The following is a 22,684-nucleotide window of genomic DNA, read 5'->3' as shown; positions in this document are numbered from 1 at the left end:
CGATCATTCTGGCGTAGGCTCCGGCGCGAGGTCCGGCGTCCCGCCGGACCGACCCACCGCGAGGGGATGCACCGTGCGCGAGAGTGCCGCCGAACGACACGACCGACTCCTGGCCCTGGTGCGCGAGCGCGGCACCGCCCGCGTCGCCGAACTGGCCGACCTGCTCGGCGTCTCCGCCGTGACCGCCCGCCGCGACGTCGAGGCGCTGGCCGCCCAGGGGCGGCTCGACCGGGTGCACGGCCAGGTGTCCTGGCCCGGACGGCGGGGCGAACCGGGCGGCACGGGTGGGACGGGTGGCACGGGTGGCACGGGCAGGGCGGGTGCGGCAGGCGGCCCGGCTGCGGCGCGGCGCTCCGGCGAGGGCCTGGTCCTCGGGCTGCTCGCGCCCTCCGCCACGTACTACTTCGCCGAGGTCATCCGGGGCGCGCACGAGGCGGCGGCGCGGGCGGGGGCCCGGCTGATCCTGCGGATCTCGGACTACCGGCCCGAGGAGGACCGCGCGCGCACCGAGGGCCTGCTCTCGGCCGGCGCCCAGGGAGTGCTCGTCGCGCCCGGCTGGCGGGGCCCGGAGGACCGGCCCGCGTACGGAACCTGGCTGGCCGAACTCCCCGTGCCCGCCGTGCTCCTGGAGCGCAGGGCCGAGCCCGGCAGCCCGCTCGACGCCCTGGACCGGGTGGTCTCCGACCACGGCCACGGCGTCCTGCTCGCCCTGCGCCACCTGCTCGGCCTCGGACACGGCACCCCGCTGCTCGTCGCGCGCGGCGACAGCCCGACCGCCCTCGCGGTGCGCGCCGGGTACGCGGAGGCGCTGGCCACGCTCGACCTGACCGCGCCAGGGCCTGTGGTCGACTCCGTACCGGCGGACCAGGACCCGGCGGGGTTCGAGCGCACGGTACGAGCACTGTACGAAGCGGTGCGTACGGGCCGGGCGAGCGCGGCCCTGGTCCACAACGACGTGGACGCGATCGAGATCGTGCGCCGCCTGGCGGAGCTCGGCGTGAAGGTGCCGGAGGACCTGGCCCTGATCGCGTACGACGACGAGGTCGCCGCGCTCGCCGACACCCCGCTCACGGCGGTCGCCCCGCCGAAGCGCCAAGTGGGGCGGCATGCCATGGAGTTGCTGGTGGAGCGGCTGACGGAGGACCGCGCGGAGGAGGCCGCGCGGCGCCACCTGAGCCTGCTGCCGCGGCTGCGTGTGCGGTCTTCGTGCGGGGCGGCCGACGCTTCGGCCGGGGTCCCGCGTGGGGCCTCCGACGGCACTCCTGGCGGCGACGTCTGACGCCACGCGGTCCTGGACGTGACCGCCCCGGGCCGTTCGCGGATCCGGTGCGGTTGTCACACCTGACGCGGTCGGCGCAGGGCCTCGACGACGACGGGGACGGCGCGGGGTTCGAGGCGCAGGGCAGCGGGCAACGCCTCGCGCAGGTCCCCGGCCTGCAGGACACGAGCGGCCAGGATCCGGCCGCGCCGCGGCTCGACGACGGGCGCCAGCGCCGCCCAAGCGGCTGTCTGCCCGTTCCTGAGCTCGGGCAGGTGCGTGGCCGCGCGGGCGGCCCGGTCATGCTCTCCCGCGTCGACCAACGCGATCACCAGCGTTGTCGCCAGGGCGTATCGTCCGGCCGCCCCGGCCGGGTCTCCGGCGCGTCGGACGACCGCCTCGGCACGGTCGTACCGTCCGAGCTCCACGAGGTCTTGTACGAGGGGCCCGTTGACGTCCACCGGGGAGTCCGAGTACGCCTCGATCTCCGCGAGGATCCGGTCGGCCTTCTCGTCCTGCCCGAGCCGTACGTACGTCTTGAGCATGCCGCTGCTCGCCATGAGCGGCATGTGCGCGCTCGGGGCGACGGACTCGGCGTGTGCCAGGGCAGCTCGGGCCTGCCGCTCCTCCCCCGCCGCGGCGAGCACCGCCGCGGTCTCCGCCCAGGCCCGCAGCCGTTCGTCCGGGGACTCCACCCCCGCGGCGAGGGAGAACGCCAGGTCCACTTCCCCGGCGGCGGCCAGCCGCGGGGACATCATGCTCCGTGTTCTGTCCCCGGTGTCGAGACGTTCCAAGGCGGCGCTCAGCCGCTGTCCGTTCCCCGCGCGGGCATGCGCCTCCACGACGGCCGGCCACCCTTTGTGGGCCCATTGCACGCACGTGCGCAACAGCGCTTCCGCGCGGTCCAGCTCCCCGATGCGGGCGTAGACGTCGGCTGTCGCGTCGATCATGATGTCCCGCCGGTACGACTCGACATCCGGTGCGTCGGGACCCGGCAGATCGGGCAGTTGCGCCTCGGCGTCCTCCACCAGCGGCAGTGCGGCCGCACCGTGCCCTGCGTCCACGAGGACACTCGCGAAGTCGACCAGGTCCCTCAGGAGCCGCGGCTGGTACGCCACCCGGACCTCCGCCTCCACCGCGGCCAGCAGGCTCGTCGCCCGAACACCACGGTCGACGGAGACCGCCACCCCGCGCACCAGCGCGACGAGCCCCTCGTCGTGTTCGACGGTGCGGGCCAGGTGCTCCGCCCGGACGAACTCACCCGCTGCCGCGAGCGCTAGGACGACCAGACACAGCGGGTCGTACGCGTCGGCGCCGCATTCGGGCGCGAGTGCCTCCGCCCGGTCGAACTCACCCATGTCCGCAAGCCGTCCGACCAGCGAACTCAGTGCCGCATGGCGCAGGTACGGGCGGGACATGCGTCGAGCCAAGTGCTCCGCCTCGTCCCACCGCCCCGCATCCGCCAGTTCGACGACGACACCGAGCAGCGCGTCCCCACGACGGTCCGAGTCCTCGATGGCGCGGGCGAGCGCCTCGGCCTCCTCGTACGCGCCGGCTGCCGCCATGGCCCGAACCACCCCGATCACTGCTGCCTCCCGGGACCGGATGTCGTCGATCCCGGCCGCGACGGCCAGCGCGCGATCACACCAACCCGCACGCGCCAGGAGGCCGATCACATCGGCGACGACCGGCGACTCCGCCGACAGTCCCTCTTCGATGCCTTCCGCGAGGCGTTCCGCTTCTGTCCGGCGCCCCGCGACCAGGAGAGCGGCTGCGGCACTCACCCGTGCGAGAGGGGCGGCCTCGGGGTCCACGGCGGAGAGGAAGGTCCTGACCTGTTCGACGTCGCCGGCTTCGGCCCACGCCTCTGCCACGGCCGCCAGGCCCAGGGCACGGACGCGCCGATCCGGCTCGGCCAGAGCCAGGGCTTCGGCCCGTGCGGACTCGCCCGCTCGGACCCACTGCCGGGCGATGTCGGGAACCAGCGGTTCCCTCTCCGACACGCCCTCGATCAGGCGGACCACGGCACCGGCCCGCTCCGGCGATCCGGCGCGCAGCCAGGCGCGGGCCGTCCGCTCCAGGACATCGGACCGGCGCCGTCCGTCGCTGTCATATCCCAGCGCGGTGTTCTCCGCGACCTCGATCAACCGGACGGCGGAACCGGGATCTCCGTGCTCGATGAACTCCTCGGCGACGCGGATGAGCGCGTCCGCCCGGTCGTCCGGCTCGGGGATGCTGCGGGCGAGCGCCTCGGCGCGGCCGAAGTGGCCGCATGCCGCCCAGGCATGCGGAAGAGAGACGTCCACACGTGAGTTGCGGCCTTCGAGCGCGTCACGGCGAACGGCCAGTCGTACGCTGTCCAGAAGGTCCGGAACCCCGGCCGCGATGATCAGTTCCTCGGTGGCGTGGATCTCGCCGAGCGCCGCGAAGTCGCCGAACGCGACGTCCAGCATGCGGTCCTGTCGCACGGCGTCCGTCGCGCACCCCACCATCCGCTCCAGGTCGCCCGCCGCCCTCAGCATCGGGAACCAGTCGCGGAGGAGGTAAGCCGGCGTACCCACCGGCCAGCCACGTGACCGCCACTCCTCCGCCCAGGAGTGCACCATCCCCCGGTACCGGTCCAGCTCACGCGTGCCCAGCATCTCCTCGGCCCGGACCTGGAGTTCCTCGTGAGCGAGGAGGTACGCGTCCGTCCGCAGGGCGAACGTGCGGCCGGAGCCCGTTCTCAGGACGTCGCGTACGCCATAGGGCACCGCTCCCGTCAGCTCGGCCAGGTCGTTCGCCGTGAGGCCGCCTCCGGCGGCGGTCAGCAGGGCCAGGAGGTCGTACTCCAGGCCTCCGGCCTCCAGGAGGCGCTTCAGTTCGCGCTCCGCCTCGGCCCGGATGGTGCGGGCGTGCGACGAGGGCTCCAGGGTGCGGACGATCGTGGGGTCGCGGAGCGCGTGGCCGGCGGGAACGTCGACGGGCACGGGAGGGTTCAGCCGGCCGGAGACGATGACGGGCAGGACGTCGGAGCCCGGCAGCAGGCTCGCGATCGAGTGGGCGTCCGGCCCCGTGGTGACGCCCCGGTCCTCGTCCAGGCCGTCGACCAGCAGGACCAGCCGTTCGCCCCTCTCGGCGCAGGAGCGCGCCGCCTCCCCGTAGAGGCGGAGCAGATGGGCTTCGCGGGTCGCGGCCGTCAGGTGGGCGGGGAGTCCTTCGCCGGCCAGCTCGGCGAGCTGCTCCAGGACCACGTCCACGTAGGCCACGACGTCGTTCTGCGCGCCCAGGCGGGCGGTGATGAAGAACGGGACGATCCGCACCCCCGCCGGCGGGTTCAGCGCGAACCAGGACAGCAGCGCCGTCTTGCCCGCCCATGCCTCCGCCCGCCACCACGTGTACGTGGGGCCGGAGTCCGCGGTGCAGAAGGCCGCCAGCGCGGCCAACTCCGACTCCCGGTCCACCAGTTCCGCCGGGGCGATCCGGCGAACCTGCTCCCAGTACGCCGATCGGACCGGCGGCGCCGTCACGACCTGGTTGTGGTCGCCGGTGACGACTATCCAGGCATCGCCCCCGACCGCCACCGACCGCTTCCCCCGCGCCTGCTGCATGGCGCCCATGTTGCCAGGGCCCGGGACGGCCCCGGACCTAGACTGGAGGTGTCCCACCCGGTCCGGGAGGCACCATGACTTTCGTACAGATAATCGATTGCAAGACCAGTCGGTTCGACGACCTGAACCGGCTCATGGACAAGTGGGTCGAACAGACCAAGGGCAAGCGGACGGCCACGCACAGCGTCATCGGCAAGGACCGCTCGGACTCGTCCCACCTCGTGGAGATCGTGGAGTTCCCCTCCTACGAGGTCGCGATGACCAACTCACAGCTCCCGGAGACGGATCGCATCTTCCGGGAGATGGTCGCGCTCTGTGACGAGATGCCGACGTTCACGGATCTCGACATCATCCGGGACGAGCAGCTGTACAAGTCCAACGCGCGCCGCCTCTTCGAGCTCATGGCCTCCGAGGGCGAGCTGCCGCCGCTCGACGAGGTGCTGGCGGAGGGGTACCACGACCACGATCCGACCAACGAGCAGGACGTCATCGGCATGGACGCGGTCCGCCGAGAGGTGGAGATGTGGCGGGCGGGCTTCGACTTCGCCTTCACCATCAACGACCAGATCGCGGAGGGCGACCGCGTGTGCACCCGGTGGACCTGGATCGGCACGCACACCGGCGACTTCATGGGGCTCCAGCCCACCGGCATGAAGGTCTCCATGACCGGCACGACCATCCACCAGTGCCGCGAGGACGGCAAGATCACGGAGGGTTGGTGGCAGTACGACCTGCTCGGGCTCATGGGGCAGCTCGGCGCGGTGGAAGGGTAGGAGCGAGAAACAGGAGCGGGGAAAACGCCGAGGTCCGGCGCCCCTCTCGGGGACACCGGACCTCAGTGATCAGCTACGAGCGAGCGATCGGCCGCGCGTCGCGTCAGTGCGAGTGACCGTGGCCGTGGCCGTGGCCCGCGTCCGCCGGCTCCTCTTCCTTCTTCTCCACCACGAGGGTCTCGGTGGTGAGGAGGAGGGAGGCGATCGAGGCGGCGTTCTCCAGCGCGGAGCGCGTCACCTTGACCGGGTCGATGACGCCGGCCTTGACCAGGTCGCCGTACTCGCCGGTGGCGGCGTTGAAGCCCTGGCCCTTGTCGAGCTCGGCGACCTTCGAGGTGATGACGTAGCCCTCGAGGCCGGCGTTCTCGGCGATCCAGCGCAGCGGCTCGACGGCGGCGCGGCGGACGACCGCGACACCCGTGGCCTCGTCGCCGGTCTTGTCGAGGTTGCCCTCGAGGACCTTGACGGCGTGGACCAGAGCGGAGCCACCACCGGAGACGATGCCCTCCTCGACCGCGGCGCGGGTCGCGGAGATGGCGTCCTCCAGACGGTGCTTCTTCTCCTTCAGCTCCACCTCGGTGGCGGCGCCGACCTTGATCACGCACACGCCGCCGGCCAGCTTCGCGAGGCGCTCCTGGAGCTTCTCGCGGTCCCAGTCGGAGTCGGTGGACTCGATCTCGGCCTTGATCTGGTTGACGCGGCCCGCGACGTCCTCGGAGTTGCCGCCACCGTCGACGATGGTGGTGTCGTCCTTGGTGATCGTCACGCGGCGGGCGGTGCCCAGCACGTCCAGACCGGCCTGGTCGAGCTTGAGGCCGACCTCCTCGGCGATGACGGTGGCACCGGTGAGGGTGGCCATGTCGCCGAGCATCGCCTTGCGGCGGTCGCCGAAGCCGGGGGCCTTGACGGCCACGGCGTTGAAGGTGCCACGGATCTTGTTGACGACCAGGGTCGACAGGGCCTCGCCCTCGACGTCCTCGGCGATGATCAGCAGCGGCTTGGAGGAGCCGGCCTGGATGACCTTCTCGAGGAGCGGCAGGAGGTCCTGGATCGAGGAGATCTTGCCCTGGTTGATCAGGATGTACGGGTCGTCGAGGACGGCCTCCATACGCTCCTGGTCGGTCACCATGTACGGGGACAGGTAGCCCTTGTCGAAGGCCATGCCCTCGGTGAAGTCGAGCTCCAGGCCGAAGGTGTTGGACTCCTCGACGGTGATGACACCGTCCTTGCCGACCTTGTCCATCGCCTCGGCGATGAGCTCGCCGACCTGCTGGTCCTGCGCGGAGAGCGCGGCCACGGCGGCGATGTCGGACTTGTCCTCGATCGGACGGGCGGTCGCGAGCAGCTCGTCGGAGACGGCCTTGACCGCGGCGTCGATGCCCTTCTTCAGGGCGGCCGGGGAGGCGCCGGCGGCGACGTTGCGCAGACCCTCGCGGACGAGCGCCTGGGCGAGCACGGTGGCGGTGGTGGTGCCGTCACCCGCGATGTCGTTGGTCTTGGTCGCCACCTCCTTCACCAACTGGGCACCGAGGTTCTCGTACGGGTCCTCGATCTCGACCTCGCGGGCGATCGTGACACCGTCGTTGGTGATGGTGGGGGCGCCGAACTTCTTGTCGATGACGACGTTGCGACCCTTGGGGCCGATCGTCACCTTCACCGTGTCGGCAAGCTTGTTGACGCCGCGCTCAAGGGCGCGACGGGCGTCCTCGTCGAACTTCAGGATCTTCGCCATGGGAGCGATTCAGCCCTCTCGGAATTCGTGGTGAAACTGGTGAAACGAACTGCGCCCCGGACGCCCGGTGCGGGGTCAGGGGCGCAGCTCAAAGCATCTGTTTCAGATACTTCGGTGAATTACTTCTCGATGATCGCGAGCACGTCGCGAGCCGAGAGGACGAGGAACTCCTCGCCGTTGTACTTCACCTCGGTGCCGCCGTACTTGCTGTACAGCACGACATCGCCGACCTGGACGTCGAGCGGAAGACGCTCGCCGTTCTCGAAGCGGCCCGGGCCCACGGCGAGGACGGCGCCCTCCTGGGGCTTCTCCTTCGCGGTGTCCGGGATGACCAGGCCAGAGGCGGTGGTCTGCTCGGCGTCGAGCGGCTGGACCACGATGCGGTCCTCGAGCGGCTTGATGGCAACCTTGGAGCTGGTGGTCGTCACGATCCGACCTCCCCCTTCGGAGATCTCACGGGGTTAACTGTCTGAGGTGGCGACCAGGTGGATCCGTCGTCGCGGGTGCCGGACCTGCCCGTCGCTGTGTTGGCACTCTCCAGTGGGGAGTGCCAGAGCCGAGACTATGACCGCGATTAGCACTCGGTCAAGCGGAGTGCCAATTCAGTGCCGCGTGGCGGCCGCGAGGCGACCGCGGGGCTGTTCGGTACCGCGTCGCGTTCGATTCGGTCTCGGTACGGGAAACGGCTCGGCGGACCCGGAGGTTCCGTACGAAGGTGCGGACATGACAACCTCACGCCGCCCGGTCCGCACGGGAGTCGACATCGCCACCGCAGTGGTGTTCCTGGTCCTGGAGTGCGTGCTCGCGTTCGCCGCGGCCGTCTTCCTGGCCGCGCGGAAGCTGGGCGCCGGTCGGCTGGATCCGGCGACTCCGGATCCGCCGCCGATGGACTGGGTGCCCGTGATCGTCTTCGGCGTGGTCACCGGCGCCGCCCTGCTCCTCGCCGTCGCGATGCTGCGGGGCGGCTGGGTCTGGACGGCCGGGGGTCAGTTCCTCGCCATGGGGCTGCTCGGCCTCGCGACGCTGCTCATCGCGGCGGAGGAGTGGACGTACGCGCATCCCGACCCGGAACCCGCGCCCACCCCGATCTCCGCACCCGCATCCACGCCCGGCTCCCCGTCCGCGCCCGCGTCCGCCCCTACCGCGTCGGACCGCGGGTCATCGCTCCTCGCGATGTCCGGCGCGCTGCCGGTCCGGCCCTGAGTCGACGAAGCCGTCGTCCATCCGCGCGAGCCGGTGCAGGACCCGGGCCGCCGCCCCCGAGAGCGCTCCGCCCTCGCCCCGCTCCCCCACCCGGGTGTCGAGCCGCTGCGCCGCCTTCCGGCCCAGGCGCTCGATCGGGTCCACGGAGGACGCGCACCCCGAGATCCCCAGGAGCGCGCCGGCCAGCGCGAGGCCGAGCAGCGGCCGGCGCGCCCGGCTCACACGTAGTCCTCGAGCTTCGCGACCGCGTACCCCTTGGCCGTGATCGTCTTCATGACCCGGCGCACCATGTCGGGCATCGAGCCCTTCCAGTCCCCCTTGCCCCGGAAGTGCGTGAGCACGATGTCGCCGGGGTGCAGGTCCCGGTCCCACTCGCGCCACTCCATCCGGTCCGGGAACGCCTCCGAGGCCCACAGCGGCACCGCCTTCACGCCGCACGTCCGCGCCGCGCGCAGGGTGTCCTCGTTGTAGTTGCCGTACGGCGGCCGGAAGAGCGGGGGCCGCTTCCCGTACCGCTTCTCGATGACGTCCTGCATCCCGCAGATCTCCCGCTTCTGCGCGCTGTACGAGAGCCCGGGCAGGTAGCGGTGGTTGAGGGTGTGGTTGTGCAGGGAGACCCCGGCGTCCTGCATCTTGTTGAAGTAGCCGTAGTCCTCCTTGACGAGGTAGTCGCTGAGGAAGGCGCTGTACGGGATCCTCAGCTCGCTCATCATGCGCAGCAGCTCCGGGTCCTTCTCGGCGCCGTCGTCGATCGTCAGAAAGACGATCTTCTCCTTCGTCGGCACCGTGGTGAAGACCGGCGGCAGGCCCTCGCCGTCCGTCTCGAAGCCCTTGCGGGTGGTGATCTTCGGCTTCACGGCGGGCGGGGCGGGCGCTTCGAGGGGCGGCCGGTCCAGGCCCCACTTCTTGGCGGCCACGATCCGCGCGGCGCGGCGCTCGCGGACCTTCTCGACGTACGCGTCGAGCGCGGCGGCCGCGCCCGGCGCCTGCGGCTGACCGGCGGCGGGGCGCTCGGGGCCCTTGCGGCCGTCCCCGGCGTTCCCCCCGTCGCCGGAGGGGCCCGCGCACGCGGACCCGAGCGCGGCGACGACCAGTGCGGCGCCCACCGAGCGGCGGAGGCGCGCCGCCGCCCGCTTCGAGCGCATTTCCTCTGCTTGTCGTACTAGCTGCATGGCGCCGCATCCTGTCAGCGGATCGACCCGCACGGCCGTCGACACCGCCACCCGGCCCGCACCATCCCCCGGCTGGCCCACAATGGGACGGGTGACCGACCTCGCCGACTTCACCGCCCTGCTCGCCCCCGAGGGCCAGACGCTGCTCGCCGCCCTGCGCGACTACGACCCCGCCCAGGAGCTGGCCGTCGCCTCCCGGCTGCGCCGCGAGCACCCCGCCGAACTGGTCTCGGCCGCCCTCGGGCAGGCCCGGCTGCGGCAGCGCGCGGTGGCGAAGTTCGGCGCCGAGGACGCGTACCGGATGTACTTCACCCCGCACGGCGTCGAGCAGTCGACCCGGGCGACGGTCGGGACCTACCGCGCGGAGCGCCTCCGCGCGCTCGGGGTGCGCTCGGTGGCCGACCTGTGCGGCGGGATCGGCGGGGACGCCCTCGCCTTCGCCCGGGCCGGGATCGCGGTCCTGGCCGTCGACCGCGACCCGCTGACGGCGGAGGCCGCCCGCGCCAACGCCGAGGCGCTCGGGCTCGCCGAGCTGATCGAGGTGCGGTGCGCGGACGTGACCGAGATCGACACGAGCCCGTACGACGCCGTCTTCGTGGACCCGGCGCGGCGCGGCGGCCGGGGCAGGATCTTCGACCCGGAGGCGTACTCGCCGCCGCTCTCCTGGGCCGTCGAAGCCGCCCGCAAGGCCCCGCACGCGGCGCTGAAGATCGCCCCGGGCATCCCGCACGAGGCGGTGCCGGAGGAGGCCGAGGCGGAGTGGATCTCGGACGGCGGGGACGTGAAGGAGGCCGTGCTCTGGTTCGGCACCTCCCCCGGCGCGCGCCGCGCGACCCTCCTGCCCGCCGGCGCGAGCCTGACCGGGCGCGGCCTGCCCGACCCGGCGGTCCGCCCGCTCGGGCGGTACCTCTACGAGCCGGACGGCGCCGTCATCCGCGCGCATCTGGTCGCGGAGGTCGCCGAGGAGCTCTCCGGCGGCCTGATCGACGAGACGATCGCGTACGTCACGGCGGACGCCCTCACGCCGACCCCGTTCGCCACGGCGTACGAGATCACCGACGAACTCCCCTTCAACCTGAAGAAGTTGAAGGCCCTGCTACGCGAGCGCGAGGTCGGCACGCTGACGGTGAAGAAGCGCGGTTCGGCGGTCGAGCCGGAGGAGATCCGCCGCCGGGTCAAGCCGAAGGGCCCGAACGCCGCCACGGTCTTCCTGACCCGCGTCGCGGGCGCCCCGACGATGCTGATCGGCGGACCGGCGAAAGCCTGAGCCCTAGGCCACCAGCCGGACCGCCAGCCGGTAGTGGTTGATCGCCTTCGTCGCGCCGATCAGGCCGTTGATCCAGAGTCCGAGCGCCGCCCCCATGAGGTAGGTGACCAGCCCGTATCCGCCGCGTCCCGGGCCGACCAGCTCCGCGGGCGCGGCAAGGGAGACCCAGAGGCCGACGGCGCAGAAGGCGAACGAGACCAGCAGCCAGACCGTGCTCAGCACGGGCTCGCGCAGCCGCGCGTCGGCCTCGCGGTCGCCGTCCAGGGCGGCCCACAGGACCAGCCGCTCCCGCGCCTGGCGGTCGCGGCGGAAGCCCCGGGCGAGGAAGAAGACGGCGGGGACCACGGCACAGAGCCCGAAGGCCACGAAGAAGCAGGCGAACAGGCCCGAAAACGGGTCGAGGGACTCGTCCAGCATGATGAACCCGGCGCCGCAGATCCCCCAGCCGAGCTGGAGGGTCGCCACCCACGCCAGGAAGACCGACAGCCGGGCTCCGCCCAGCAGACGGCGGTTCAGCTCGGCCATCGCCCGCCCCCGGTCGGCCAGTCGGGCCTCACGGTCGGGCCAGCTCTGTATCTCGGCGGGCGGCGGAGGGGGAGGCAGGGGGGCGCGTGGGGACATACCGCCGACCCTATCGAGCCTCCGACGCGCCCCGCCCGTCCGCCCGTTCGACCCGATCCGCAGCCCGCTTCGGATCCGCCCGTTCCGCCCGCTCCCGCAGAAGTTCCCGCTCCCGCTCGTTACGGGTCAGCGAGGCCGCCCGTTCGAACTCGGCGCGGGCCTCGGTCGGTCGGCCGAGGCGGGACAGCAGGTCGCCGCGGACGCTCGGCAGCAAGTGGTAGCCGGCCAGGGCGCCTTCGGCCGCCAGGGCGTCGACGAGGGCGAGGCCGGCCTCCGGCCCCTCGTCCATCGAGACGGCGACCGCGCGGTTCAACTCGACCACCGGGGACGGCGCGACGGCCGCGAGCCGCCCGTAGAGACCGGCGATCGTCCGCCAGTCCGTCTCCTCGTACGTGGCCGCCTTCGCGTGGCAGGCGGCGATGGCGGCCTGGAGGGCGTACGGACCGTACGGACCGCACTCGGCCGCCCGCGCGAGGGCCTCGAAGCCGCGGAGGATGAGCCGCCGGTCCCAGCGGCTCCGGTTCTGCTCGGCGATCAGGACCGGCTTCCCGTCCGGCCCCGTCCGGGCCGCCGTCCGCGAGGCCTGGATCTCCAACAGGGCCGCCAGGCCGTGGACTTCGCCCTCCTTCGGCATGAGCCCCGCGAGCACCCGGGCGAGGCGCAGCGCGTCCTCGCAGAGCGCGGGGCGCAGCAGGTCGTCGCCCGCCGTCGCCGCGTACCCCTCGTTGAAGATCAGGTAGATGACGTCCAGGACCGAGCCGAGCCGGGCCGCCCGCTCCTCCCCGTACGGCACCTCGAACTCCACGCCCGCCTTCGCCAGCGTCCGCTTCGCCCGGACGATCCGCTGCGCGACCGTCGCCTCCGGTACGAGGAAGGCGCGGGCGATCTCGTCCGTGCGCAGGCCGCCGACGAGCCGCAGGGTCAGCGCGGTCCGCGCCTCGGCGGAGAGCACCGGGTGGCAGGAGGTGAAGATCAGCCGCAGCAGGTCGTCGTCGATGTCACCGGGCCCGGACGGCTCGGGGTCGTACGAGGCCTCCGGCAGCTCCCGGCCGACCTCGGCCAGCTTGCGCGCGTACGTCTCACGGCGCCGTACGAGATCCACGGCGCGGTTCTTCGCGGCGGCCGTCAGCCACGCCCCCGGCCGGTCCGGCACTCCCGTGCGCGGCCACTGCTCCAGGGCGACGACGAAGGCGTCCTGGGCGATCTCCTCGGCGATGCCGACGTCACGGACGATCCGCGCGACGGCGGCGATGATCCGCGGCGACTCCATCCGGAAGACGGTCTCGACGGCGCCGGGGGCGGGTGCGGTCATGGATCAACCATGACACCACCCGCCCCGGCCGCGTCACATCTCTTCGATCTCGCGCACCTCGCAGCCCACCTTCCACTGCGGCGGGTGGACCTCGAGGAACCGCTTCGCCCACTCGGTGGCCTCGGCCAGGTCACGGCACTGGGTGATCGAGTAGCCGCCGATGACCTCCTTGGTCTCGGTGAACGGGCCGTCGGTGTACGAGATCGTCCCGCCCTCCCAGACGACGCGCTTGCCCTCCTTGGTCGGCTTGAGCCCGGCCGTCTCCAGCATCACGCCGGCCTTGGTGATCTCCTCGAAGAGCGCGCCCATGCGCTCGTCGAACCCGGGGTCGGCGTCCTCCATCTCGAAGGAGCCCTCTTCGATCCGGATCATCGTCAGGTAGCGAGGCATGGTCGTTCTCCTTGCGTGGCGGGCGGGGCCGTTCCCCGCCTTTCACTCATACGTCGAACGGGCTCGGCCCGCATCGACACCACGAGGAGAGATCTTTTTAGACGTAGTCCTCCAGGCGGGCCACCGTGAAGCCCTGCTCCTGGATGTGGCGGAGCATGTTGGCCGTCATCCGGGTCATCGTCGTGCCCTTGAGCTCGGCCGGGCCCCGGAAGTGGGCCAGGATGATGTCGCCGGGGTGCAGCTTCTTGTCGCCGCGCTGGTACTGCATGTTCTTGATCTGCATCGACTCGCGCCACAGCACGATCGCGTCCACGCCGCACGCGCCGGCGGCCGCGCGGGTGTCCTCGTTCCAGTTGCCGTAGGGCGGGCGGAAGAGCCGCGGGGTCGTCCCGTACTCCTTCTCCAGCTTCGTCTGCTGGCCGCATATCTCGTGCTGCTGGGCGGACCGGCCGAGGGTGCGGAGGTTCGGGTGGGTGAGGGTGTGGTTGGCGACGCCGTTTCCGAGGGCGGTGAGCGGCTTGAAGTAGCCGTAGTCGGTGCGTATCGCGGAGTCGGTGAGGAACATCGTCACCGGGACCTTGAGCTCCTCCATCATCTTCACGAACTCGGGGTCCTTCTCGGCCCCGTCGTCGATCGTGATGAAGACGACCTTGTCCTCGGTCGGTATGTCGCTGATGACGGGGACCGGCTCGCCGGGCTTCCGCGTCACCGGCTTGGTCCGCGGCGGGGCGGGCGGCGCGGCGAAGGGCTTCAGGCCCCACTTCTTGTACGCGGCGGAGGCCTGGGCGGCCTGATCGGGGGCCTTGGCCTCAGCCGGTGCCGTCGTCGGCGAGGCCGGTCTCGTGGGAGCGGTCGCGGTGTCCGCTCCGGCCGTGCCGCCGCAGCCGGATATGAGCAGTGCGGCGGCGGTCAGTGCCGCCCAGGTCACGATCTTCTTGTCCACGCCGAGAGTCACGCCGTGGAGGATGCGATACGGGACCTGCGGGTTCCCTCAGTCCACGGCCTCGAAGCGCCAGCGGTGCACCGGTCGGGTGACCAGGTCCGCCGCCGGCTCGGGCAGCTCCGGCAGCTCGGCGTCGAGCGCCTCCGCGTCCCACCAGGTCAGGACGAGCACCCGGTCCTGCGGGGCGCGGAAGGACTCGCGGCGCAGCGGCTCGTGGGCGAGCTCCTGCGCCCGCGCCCACTCCAGGAGCTCGGCGCCCCGGCCCTGGACGGCCCGCGCCTCCCACATCAGGGCGACCCTCATGAGTAGAGGTTCTCCTTGCTGATCTCGTGCACGTGGTCGTGGTCGTGCGCGTGCCCGTGAGCCGCGCCCGGCACGTGCGGGTCCGTCACCGGAAGCGACGAGTCCGCCGACAGCTCCCAGTCGGAGGCCGGCCGGTTGCGGGCGACCATCTCCGCGCCCAGGGCCGCCACCATCGCGCCGTTGTCGGTGCACAGCTTGGGCCGGGGCACCCGCAGCCGGATGCCGGCCCGCTCGCACCGCTCCTGGGCCAGCGCCCGCAGTCGCGAGTTGGCCGCGACCCCGCCGCCGATCATCAGGTGGTCGACGCCCTCGTCCTTGCAGGCGCGTACGGCCTTACGGGTGAGCACGTCGACGACGGCCTCCTGGAAGGACGCCGCCACGTCCCGTACCGGCACCTCCTCGCCCGCCGCGCGCTTGGCCTCGATCCAGCGGGCGACCGCGGTCTTCAGGCCGGAGAAGGAGAAGTCGTACGCGGGGTCCTTGGAGCCGGACAGGCCGCGCGGGAAGTTGATCGCCTTCGGGTCGCCCTCCTTGGCGAGCCGGTCGATGACCGGGCCGCCGGGGAAGCCGAGGTCGAGGACGCGCGCGATCTTGTCGAAGGCCTCGCCGGCCGCGTCGTCGATGGTCGCGCCCATCGGCCGGACGTCGGCGGTGATGTCCGGGGCGAGCAGCAGCGAGGAGTGCCCGCCGGAGACGAGCAGCGCCATGGTGGGCTCGGGCAGCGGGCCGTGCTCCAGCTGGTCGACGCAGATGTGCGAGGCCAGGTGGTTCACGCCGTACAGCGGCTTGCCGAGCGCGTACGCGTACGCCTTCGCCGCCGAGGTGCCGACGAGCAGCGCACCGGCCAGGCCGGGGCCGGCGGTGACGGCGATGCCGTCGAGGTCGCGGGCCGAGACGCCCGCTTCCTTCAGGGCGCGCTCGATGGTCGGGACCATGGCCTCCAGGTGCGCGCGGGAGGCGATCTCGGGCACGACGCCGCCGAAGCGGGCGTGGGTGTCGACGCTGGAGGCGATGGCGTCGGCGAGCAGCGTCGTTCCCCGGACGATACCGACGCCGGTCTCGTCGCAGGAGGTCTCGATGCCGAGTACGAGCGGTTCGTCAGCAGCCATCGGAATCAGTCTCAGTTCCAGTTTCGGTTTCGGTCTCGGTTGCCTGGACGGTCAGTCGCATCACGAGCGCGTCGACGTTGCCCGGCTGGTAGTAGCCGCGCCGGAAGCCGATCGGCTCGAAGCCGAAGCGCTCGTACAGCTTCTGGGCCCGGGTGTTGTCCACCCGTACCTCGAGCAGCACCTCGTCGCATTCGAACGCGGTGGCGTGCTGGAGGAGGTCGGTGAGGAGCCGGGCGCCGAGCCCGGTGCCCCACTGGTCGCGGGCGACGGCGATCGTCTGGACGTCGCCGAGGCCGCCCGCGGCGGCGAGCCCGGCGTACCCGACGAGCTTCCCCTCGGCCTCCGCCACCACGTAGCGGCGGGTGGCCGCGGGCCCGCGTGCATGCGCCAGCTCCGACCAGAACATCCCCTCGGACCAGGCGTCCTCGGGGAACAGCTCGTGTTCGAGGACGAGCACGGGCGCGATGTCCCACCAGCGCATCTCGCGCAGGACGGCGCCGCTCGTGGACGTCACGGCGGTCACTTGGGCGTGACCACCTTGTAGTTCTTCGGCACCTGGGCGTCGGGGCGGCGCAGGTACATCGGCAGCGGGTCGAGGAAGCCGTCGCCGCCCGCGGCGAGCCGCTCGGCCGCCAGGGCGGCGAGCGCGCCCGCCGACTGGTGCTCGGGGTCGCGGGCGTCGGGGAAGACCTCTGGGTACAGCCGGGCGCCCGCTCCCACGACCGGCAGCCCGGCGAGCTGCTCGGCGATCTCGGCCGGCCGGTCGACGGCGGCGTCGGTGACGCGCGTACGAGAGTTCTCGTACCGCGCCCAGTAGACCTCCTTGCGGCGCGCGTCCGTCGCGACGACGAACGGCTCCTCGATCCCGGAGGCGTACGCGAGCCCGTCCAGCGTGCACAGGCCGTGCACGGGCACGCCGAGGGCGGAGGAGAAGGTCGCGGCCGTGACGAGCCCGACGCGCAGTCCGGTGTACGGCCCCGGCCCCACGCCGACGACGATGCCGGTGACCGCGTCGAGCTTCAGCCCGGCCTCGGCGAGGACCCGGTCGACGGCGGGCAGCAGCAGCTCCCCGTGGCGGCGGGCGTCGATCTGCCGCGACTCGGCGACGACGGAGTCGCCGTCGTGGAGGGCGACGGTGACGGCGGGTGTGGCGGTATCCATGGCGAGCAAGAGCACGCAAACAGCCTACGGCTCCCGGGCGGTCCGCACGGCGCCCCGTCCCGGTGGCCCGCGACTGCTACCGTCACGACCGATACGTACGTACGAAAGGTGGGCAGCAGGGTGGCACGGAGCAGCTCGGGATTCGTGGCCGGGCTCACGGCGGCGGCGATCGCCGCGGTCGCCTTCCTCGCCTACCAGGCGTCGGCGAACGCTCCGGCGGACGTCTCGGCCAAGCCGACGGCCCCGAGCACGGCGCCGTCGACGGCCCCGACCGGCGGCCCCAAGAAGCCCGTGAAGGACCCGCTCGCCGTTCCGGCTGACTCGGGCACCGGCGCGCGCGTCGTGTACGCGCTCACCGACCGCCGGGTGTGGCTGGTGGACGCGAAGGGCCAGGCCACGTCCTCCTTCTCGGTCATGCCGAGCACGGTCCACCCGGCCCCGGGGGCGTACAAGGTGACGTCCCGCTCGGGCTCGGTCACCGGCTCCGACGGGGTGCAGATCGAGCACGTGGTGCGGTTCACGACGGAGCAGGACGTCTCGATCGGCTTCAGCGCGGCGGTCGACGGCACGCTGCCGAAGCCGGACCCGACGCGGAAGACCGGCGGCATCCGGATGAAGCGCGCGGACGGGGACGCGATGTGGACGTTCGCGTCGATCGGCGCGAAGGTCGTCGTCGTTCCGTAGTCCGCCCTGCGTCGTACGACGCGGTCGACGCGAAGGTCGTCGTAGTCCGCGTTACGGAACGCGGTTAACCCGTACGGGTTACGCAGCCTCGCGCTCGGCCCCGAGGATCCCCGGCTCGCGCGACGGCTCGGCGGCGTCCGGTTCCTGCGTGTGCTCGGGGGTGCGCGGGGGTGTCGACACCGCTTCCGCCGCGGCACAGGACGCCAGCAGCTCGCTCATCGACGTGCCCCTCCGCGGCCGCGCTTCCGCGTGCTCGCGCTCCGGCGTCGCCATGCATGCCTCCCGTAGGTTAGGTTCACCTAACCAGCTCGTGCATCCATGTCACCACGGCGCGTGGGGCCGACGCAACATCTTGCCGACACCTTGTCGGAACCTACGTACGTTCAGCTCAAAGCGGTCACCTCGGGACTCACACCGGTCGCACCTCGGGACTCAGCTCAGCGCGAGGTCCTCCGTCGCCCACCGCGTACCGATCCCGCGCAGCACCACCGTGCGCCGGTCGTCGTCCGTGTCGCCGACGACCCGGTGGATGAGCACGTGCAGCCGGTCGTCGTTAAGGTCCTCGACCTTGCCGTCGCCCCACTCCACGACGACCACCGACTCGGGCAGCGAGACGTCCAGGTCGAGGTCCTCCATCTCGTCGAGGCCGCCGCCCAGGCGGTACGCGTCGACGTGGACCAGCGCGGGCCCGCCGACCAGGGACGGGTGGACGCGGGCGATGACGAAGGTCGGGGAGGTGACGGCGCCGCGCACGCCGAGGCCCTCGCCGAGGCCGCGGGTGAGCGTCGTCTTCCCGGCGCCGAGCTCGCCGGTGAGCATGACGAGGTCGCCGGGGCGGAGCAGCTTGGCGAGGCGGCGGCCGAGCTCCTGCATCGCCTCGGGCGAGTCGATGTCGAGGTGGGCGGTGGAGTGCGGGGTTTCCACGGCGTGCGGTTCTTCCATACGGCCCAACCTAGCTGTTGCCGGCCCCCGCGTTCGCCGCCGTCGCGGGCACCGCTCCGACCTTCGCGAGGAGGTCGGCGAGCCGGTCCGTCACGGCTTCCGGGTGCTCCAGCATCACCAGGTGCCCGGCGTCGGGCACGATGACCAGCTCGGCGTCCGGGAGCAGATCGGCGATGGCCTCCGTGTGCGAGCTGGGGGTGACGAGGTCGCGGTCACCGGCGAGGGCGAGGACGGGCAGGTCGCGGAAGGCCGCGAGCGCGGCGGCCTTGTCGTGCTCGGCGAAGGCCGGGTAGAACTCCGCGACCACGTCGATCGGGGTGGCCTCGATCATCCGCTCGGCGAAGCGGGCGACGGCGGGGTCGACCTCGCGGGACGAGAACGAGTACTTCTTGATCAGCCCGGCGAACAGGTCGGCCGTGGCCCTGCGCCCCCGCTCGACGAGTTCCGCCTGCGAACCGAGGGCCTTCAGGACGCCCGGCAGGACCCGCCGCACCGCGTTGACCCCGGCCATCGGCAGTCCGTAGTTCACCTCGCCCAGCTTCCCCGCCGACGTACCGACGAAGGCGACGCCGACGACCCGCTCGCGGATCAGCTCCGGGTAGCGGTCGGCGAGCGCCATGATCGTCATGCCGCCCATCGAGTGCCCGACCAGCACCAGCGGTCCTTCGGGGGCGGCGGCGTCGATGACGGCCCTGAGGTCGCGGCCCAGCTGGTCGATGGAGACGGGCAGGCCGTCGGGCCCGGACTGGGCGCGGCCGCGCTCGGACCGTCCGTGGCTGCGCTGGTCCCAGTAGACGGTACGGACGAGGCCGCGCAGGGCCGCGCGCTGGAAGTGCCAGGAGTCCTGGCCGAGGCAGTAGCCGTGGCTGAAGACGACGGTGACGGGCGCGGGGGCCTTGCGGCCGAAGAGCCGCCGGCGGCGGGGCGCGGGGGCGTCCGACTCGACCTCGTCGACCTCGTAGTACAGCGCGGTGCCGTCGTCGGCGGGCGCCTTGCCGGGGGTGCCGCGCAGGGAGCCGTAGGGCGCGGAGGCGTCGAGGGCGAGCCGGGCCTTCTGCCGCATGCCGCGCCCGACGGTGAGCCGCTCGATGGCCACCCCGGCCGCCGCGCCGGCGGCCAGGACGCCTATCGCGGCGCCGGCGAGCCCGGCACGCCGCCAGTTGTCGGTGCTGGACTCACTCACTGACGCTCCCTGTTGGATAGGTCCTTACTCGTTCACATAGACGCGCGGAACGCGGGCGCCGATGCGGGTGACGATCTCGTACGCGATGGTGTCGGCGGCCTGGGCCCAGTCCTCGGCGGTGGGCTCGCCCCGGTCGCCGGGGCCGAAGAGCACGGCCTCGGCGCCGGGCTCGACGGCGTCGCCGCCGAGGTCGACGACGAACTGGTCCATGGCGACCCGCCCGGCCACCCGCCGGATCCGTCCGCCGACGAGGACGGGGCCGCGTCCGGAGGCGTGGCGCGGGACGCCGTCGGCGTACCCGAGCGGGATGAGCCCGAGGGTGGTCTCGCTCGGGGTGACGTAGTGGTGCCCGTAGCTGACCCCGTGCCCGGCGGGCACTTCCTTGACGAGCGCGACGCTGCCGATGAGCGACATGACGGGCCGCAACCCGAAGTCGGCAGGGGTGCCGACTTCGGGACTGGGCGATACGCCATACATGGCGATCCCGGGCCGAACAAGATCGAAGTGGGTCTCGGGGAGGGTGAGGGTGGCCGGGGAGTTGGCGATGTGCCGCACTTCGGGCTCGACGCCGGCCTTCTCGGCGTAGTCGAGCATCGAGCGGAAGACGTCGAGCTGGGAGGCGATGGAGGGGTGGCCGGGCTCGTCGGCGCAGGCGAAGTGCGACCAGAGCCCGGTGACGGTGACGAGCCCGTCCTTCTGGGCCTTGAGGGCCTCGCCGACGAGTGCGGGCCAGTCGGCGGGCTGACACCCGTTGCGGCCGAGCCCGGTGTCGGCCTTGAGCTGGATACGAGCGGACTTCCCGGTCTCGCGGGCTGCTTGGACGACCTCCCGCAGGGCCCACATCCCACTGACGGTCATGTCGAGCCCGGCCTCGATGCCCTCGGCCCAGGGGTCGCCCGGGGTCCAGAGCCAGCACAGGATCCGCGCGTCGGTGATCCCGGCGGCGCGCAGCGCGAGCGCCTCGTGCGGGGTGGCGGTGCCGATCCAGGTGGCACCCGCTTCGAGCGCGGCGCGGGCGCAGCGGAGGGCGCCGTGGCCGTACGCGTCGGCCTTGACCACGGCCATCACCTGGACGTGGGGCGCGACGCGGGCACGCAGCGTACGAACGTTCGCACGCAACGCACCGAGGTCGATCTCGGCGCGGGCTCGTCGGGGCGGCGGTGTCTCAGTCATCGCGCCCAGTCTCTCAGGTGTCAGCTCCAGGGCCGCCTACCTCCGCTGTAGCCCCGGTCACCCTTACACCCCTCGGCGTGGCTCACCGAACGCCCCCATGCCAACCGGCGGCCCGACCAGACCTAGGCAGCACCAGTCAACGGGCCCGGCACAGCTGATGCCCCCACCCCCACGCGGCGCGAAGCCGCCGCGTCCCCGCAGGGGCCCGGGGCACAGCCCCACCCCCACCCCGCCCCTCCCCAGCCCCCGGCAGGGTTTCGGGAAGGGGTGGGGTGGGGGGCCTATCCGGACACCACGTCGCGCCACGCGTCCGGTAGGGCCTCCGCCACATCGCCCGCCACGATCGGCGCGCCGGCCGACGTCCCCGACATGCCGCCCGACACGCCCCCGGCCGACGCGCGCCGCGCCGCAAGCCCGTGCAGGTACGCCGCCGCCGAGCCCGCGTCCCGCGACCGGAGGCCCGCCGCCAGTAGGGAGCCCGCCAGGCCCGACAGGACGTCGCCGCTGCCTGCCGTCGCCAGCCAGGACGTGCCCGTCGGGTTCACCCGTACCGGACCCGACTCGTCCGCCACCAGCGTCGTCGAGCCCTTCAGGAGCACCGTCGCCCCGAAGCGCCCCGCCAGCTCCCGTACCGCCGCGAGGCGCTCCGCCTCCACCGACTCCCGCGAGACACCCAGCAGCGCCGCCGCCTCGCCCGCGTGCGGGGTGAGCAGGGTCGGTGCCGTGCGCACCCGTACCGCCGTCGCGTCGAGGCCCGCGAGCCCGTCCGCGTCCACCAGGACCGGTACGTCCGAGGCGAGGACCTCCGCGACCCCGGAACGCTCGTCACCGAGGCCCGGCCCGACCACCCACGCCTGGACCCGCCCCGCCTTCGCGGGCGACCCCGCCACCACCAGCGCCTCCGGGTGGCGCGCGATGACCGCGTCCCCGGCCGGCCCCACGTACCGCACCGCCCCCGCACCGCCCCGCAGCGCGCCGGTCACCGCGAGCACCGCCGCGCCCGGGTAGCGCGCGGAGCCGGCCACGACGCCGACCACACCGCGCCGGTACTTGTCGCTCTCCGCGCCCGGCACGGGCAACAGCCGTGCCACGTCCTCGTGTTGCAGCGCCTCGAAGTCCGGCACCGACGGCAGCGTCTCCCCGAGCCCGATGTCCACGAGCCGCAGCGCCCCCGCGTACTCGCGTGCCGGGTCGATGAGCAGCCCCGGCTTGTACGCCCCGAAGGTCACCGTCGCGTCCGCCCGCAGCGCCTCCCCCGCGACCCGCCCCGTGTCGGCGTCCACCCCGCTCGGCAGGTCGACGGCGACCACGACCGCGTCCGAGCCGCGCGCGGCCCGCGCGACCGGGACCGCGTCCGGACGCAAGCCCCCCTGCCCGCCGATCCCGGTGATCCCGTCGACGACCAGATCGGCCACGGCGAGCGCCTCGAAGGGGTCCTCCGCCACCCGCCCCCCGGCGGCGAGCAGCGCGGCGAGCCCGTGCTCGTGGGCCCGCGCGCCGAGCAGGACGGCCGTCACACCCGCCCCGCGCCGCGCGAGCCGGACGCCCGCGTAGAGGGCGTCGCCCCCGTTGTCCCCGCTGCCGACGAGCAGCACGACCCTGGCCCCGTACACATGGCCCCGGCCGAGCAGCGACAGGCACGCGGCGGCGAGCCCGGCCGCCGCCCGTTGCATGAGCGCGCCCTCGGGCAGCGCTGCCATCAGCTCGGCCTCGGCGGCCCGTACGGTCTCCACGCGGTAAGCGGTACGCATGCCCGCAGTCTGCCCCACCCGCCAAGCCCCGTCCCGGAAGCGAGGGTTGACGCCCCTTCACCGATCAACTTAGGTTTGCCTTACCTAACCAGGCATCACACCTCGCTCAGGGAAGGC

At 72.8% G+C, this 22,684-nt stretch carries 23 protein-coding genes; 5 read left to right on the top strand and 18 right to left on the bottom strand.

Translation table 11 applies throughout. The features are described from left to right. The first annotated feature begins 73 nt into the window (after positions 1-73). Positions 74-1,279, top strand: coding sequence for a substrate-binding domain-containing protein (locus AB0F56_RS25915; RefSeq protein WP_362013710.1), 1,206 nt, complete (start codon positions 74-76; stop codon positions 1,277-1,279). Positions 1,280-1,335: 56 nt separating this feature from the next. On the opposite strand, the gene AB0F56_RS25910 is transcribed toward AB0F56_RS25915, so the two are convergent. Continuing rightward, positions 1,336-4,848 (bottom strand): hypothetical protein, encoded by a 3,513-nt coding sequence (locus AB0F56_RS25910; RefSeq protein ID WP_362013708.1) that lies wholly within the window; start codon positions 4,846-4,848, stop codon positions 1,336-1,338. 74 nt (positions 4,849-4,922) lie between these two features. Between AB0F56_RS25910 and AB0F56_RS25905 the strand changes: the two genes are divergently transcribed. Next, positions 4,923-5,621 carry an ester cyclase gene (locus AB0F56_RS25905; RefSeq protein WP_362013706.1) on the top strand — a complete coding sequence of 233 codons (699 nt, stop codon included), beginning with the start codon at positions 4,923-4,925 and terminating at the stop codon, positions 5,619-5,621. 103 nt (positions 5,622-5,724) lie between these two features. On the opposite strand, the gene groL is transcribed toward AB0F56_RS25905, so the two are convergent. Next, positions 5,725-7,353, bottom strand: coding sequence for a chaperonin GroEL (gene groL / locus AB0F56_RS25900; RefSeq protein ID WP_362013704.1), 1,629 nt, complete (start codon positions 7,351-7,353; stop codon positions 5,725-5,727). 119 nt (positions 7,354-7,472) lie between these two features. Continuing rightward, positions 7,473-7,781, bottom strand: a complete 309-nt coding sequence (groES, locus tag AB0F56_RS25895) for a co-chaperone GroES (RefSeq protein ID WP_024756677.1) — start codon at positions 7,779-7,781, stop codon at positions 7,473-7,475. A gap of 295 nt (positions 7,782-8,076) precedes the next feature. Between groES and AB0F56_RS25890 the strand changes: the two genes are divergently transcribed. After that, on the top strand, positions 8,077-8,556 hold the full coding sequence (locus AB0F56_RS25890) for a DUF6234 family protein (RefSeq protein ID WP_362013702.1): 480 nt from the start codon (positions 8,077-8,079) through the stop codon (positions 8,554-8,556). Here the strand turns inward: AB0F56_RS25890 and AB0F56_RS25885 are convergent. Together AB0F56_RS25885 and AB0F56_RS25880 are read right to left on the bottom strand one after the other, a co-directional pair. Continuing rightward, complete coding sequence (locus tag AB0F56_RS25885) at positions 8,512-8,778, bottom strand: hypothetical protein (RefSeq protein WP_362013700.1); 267 nt, start codon at positions 8,776-8,778, stop codon at positions 8,512-8,514. The two genes, AB0F56_RS25890 and AB0F56_RS25885, sit on opposite strands and share 45 nt — an antisense overlap. Continuing rightward, positions 8,775-9,701, bottom strand: a complete 927-nt coding sequence (locus tag AB0F56_RS25880; RefSeq protein ID WP_362013698.1) for a polysaccharide deacetylase family protein — start codon at positions 9,699-9,701, stop codon at positions 8,775-8,777. The genes AB0F56_RS25885 and AB0F56_RS25880 overlap by 4 nt, the downstream gene beginning before the upstream one ends. A 109-nt stretch (positions 9,702-9,810) precedes the next feature. On the opposite strand from AB0F56_RS25880, the gene AB0F56_RS25875 reads away from it, so the two are divergent. Continuing rightward, on the top strand, positions 9,811-10,995 hold the full coding sequence (locus tag AB0F56_RS25875) for a class I SAM-dependent methyltransferase (protein WP_362013891.1): 1,185 nt from the start codon (positions 9,811-9,813) through the stop codon (positions 10,993-10,995). Between the two features lie 3 nt (positions 10,996-10,998). On the opposite strand, the gene AB0F56_RS25870 is transcribed toward AB0F56_RS25875, so the two are convergent. From AB0F56_RS25870 to tsaB, 8 genes are all read right to left on the bottom strand, one after another. Continuing rightward, complete coding sequence (locus AB0F56_RS25870) at positions 10,999-11,616, bottom strand: hypothetical protein (RefSeq protein ID WP_362013696.1); 618 nt, start codon at positions 11,614-11,616, stop codon at positions 10,999-11,001. Positions 11,617-11,626: 10 nt separating this feature from the next. After that, complete coding sequence (locus AB0F56_RS25865; RefSeq protein WP_362013694.1) at positions 11,627-12,928, bottom strand: RNA polymerase sigma factor; 1,302 nt, start codon at positions 12,926-12,928, stop codon at positions 11,627-11,629. 33 nt (positions 12,929-12,961) lie between these two features. Then, complete coding sequence (locus AB0F56_RS25860; RefSeq protein ID WP_362013692.1) at positions 12,962-13,318, bottom strand: YciI family protein; 357 nt, start codon at positions 13,316-13,318, stop codon at positions 12,962-12,964. A gap of 97 nt (positions 13,319-13,415) precedes the next feature. Next, on the bottom strand, positions 13,416-14,273 hold the full coding sequence (locus AB0F56_RS25855) for a polysaccharide deacetylase family protein (protein WP_362013690.1): 858 nt from the start codon (positions 14,271-14,273) through the stop codon (positions 13,416-13,418). Between the two features lie 36 nt (positions 14,274-14,309). After that, positions 14,310-14,564 (bottom strand): hypothetical protein, encoded by a 255-nt coding sequence (locus AB0F56_RS25850; RefSeq protein WP_362013688.1) that lies wholly within the window; start codon positions 14,562-14,564, stop codon positions 14,310-14,312. Then, positions 14,561-15,673 (bottom strand): tRNA (adenosine(37)-N6)-threonylcarbamoyltransferase complex transferase subunit TsaD, encoded by a 1,113-nt coding sequence (gene tsaD, locus AB0F56_RS25845; RefSeq protein WP_362013686.1) that lies wholly within the window; start codon positions 15,671-15,673, stop codon positions 14,561-14,563. The genes AB0F56_RS25850 and tsaD overlap by 4 nt, the downstream gene beginning before the upstream one ends. After that, on the bottom strand, positions 15,663-16,154 hold the full coding sequence (rimI, locus tag AB0F56_RS25840) for a ribosomal protein S18-alanine N-acetyltransferase (protein WP_362013890.1): 492 nt from the start codon (positions 16,152-16,154) through the stop codon (positions 15,663-15,665). Before rimI ends, tsaD begins: the two co-directional genes overlap by 11 nt. 38 nt (positions 16,155-16,192) lie before the next feature. Further along, a complete protein-coding gene (tsaB, locus tag AB0F56_RS25835; protein ID WP_362013684.1) occupies positions 16,193-16,849 on the bottom strand; it encodes a tRNA (adenosine(37)-N6)-threonylcarbamoyltransferase complex dimerization subunit type 1 TsaB in 657 nt (218 codons plus the stop codon). Between the two features lie 105 nt (positions 16,850-16,954). Between tsaB and AB0F56_RS25830 the strand changes: the two genes are divergently transcribed. Beyond that, positions 16,955-17,518: a hypothetical protein gene (locus tag AB0F56_RS25830; RefSeq protein ID WP_362013683.1), complete on the top strand. Its 564-nt coding sequence runs from the start codon at positions 16,955-16,957 to the stop codon at positions 17,516-17,518. Positions 17,519-17,596: 78 nt separating this feature from the next. Here the strand turns inward: AB0F56_RS25830 and AB0F56_RS25825 are convergent, their stop codons facing one another. The 5 genes from AB0F56_RS25825 to AB0F56_RS25805 all read right to left on the bottom strand — a co-directional run bounded on the left by AB0F56_RS25825 (position 17,597) and on the right by AB0F56_RS25805 (position 22,567). Continuing rightward, on the bottom strand, positions 17,597-17,737 hold the full coding sequence (locus AB0F56_RS25825) for a hypothetical protein (RefSeq protein ID WP_362013681.1): 141 nt from the start codon (positions 17,735-17,737) through the stop codon (positions 17,597-17,599). Positions 17,738-17,950: 213 nt separating this feature from the next. Beyond that, complete coding sequence (gene tsaE, locus AB0F56_RS25820) at positions 17,951-18,460, bottom strand: tRNA (adenosine(37)-N6)-threonylcarbamoyltransferase complex ATPase subunit type 1 TsaE (protein WP_362013680.1); 510 nt, start codon at positions 18,458-18,460, stop codon at positions 17,951-17,953. 10 nt (positions 18,461-18,470) lie between these two features. Beyond that, positions 18,471-19,643 (bottom strand): alpha/beta hydrolase, encoded by a 1,173-nt coding sequence (locus tag AB0F56_RS25815; protein WP_362013678.1) that lies wholly within the window; start codon positions 19,641-19,643, stop codon positions 18,471-18,473. A 24-nt stretch (positions 19,644-19,667) separates the two neighbouring features. After that, entirely contained in the window at positions 19,668-20,816 is a 1,149-nt protein-coding gene (alr, locus tag AB0F56_RS25810; RefSeq protein ID WP_362013676.1) for an alanine racemase, read from the bottom strand. A 281-nt stretch (positions 20,817-21,097) separates the two neighbouring features. Then, positions 21,098-22,567 carry an NAD(P)H-hydrate dehydratase gene (locus AB0F56_RS25805; RefSeq protein ID WP_362013675.1) on the bottom strand — a complete coding sequence of 490 codons (1,470 nt, stop codon included), beginning with the start codon at positions 22,565-22,567 and terminating at the stop codon, positions 21,098-21,100. Between the last annotated feature and the right edge of the window lie 117 nt (positions 22,568-22,684).

It is taken from the genome of Streptomyces sp. NPDC026092 (assembly GCF_040638605.1).
Taxonomy (GTDB): domain Bacteria; phylum Actinomycetota; class Actinomycetes; order Streptomycetales; family Streptomycetaceae; genus Streptomyces.
The sequence above is the reverse complement of the archived record's forward strand: the minus strand, read 5'-3'. Positions and strand labels throughout refer to the sequence as shown.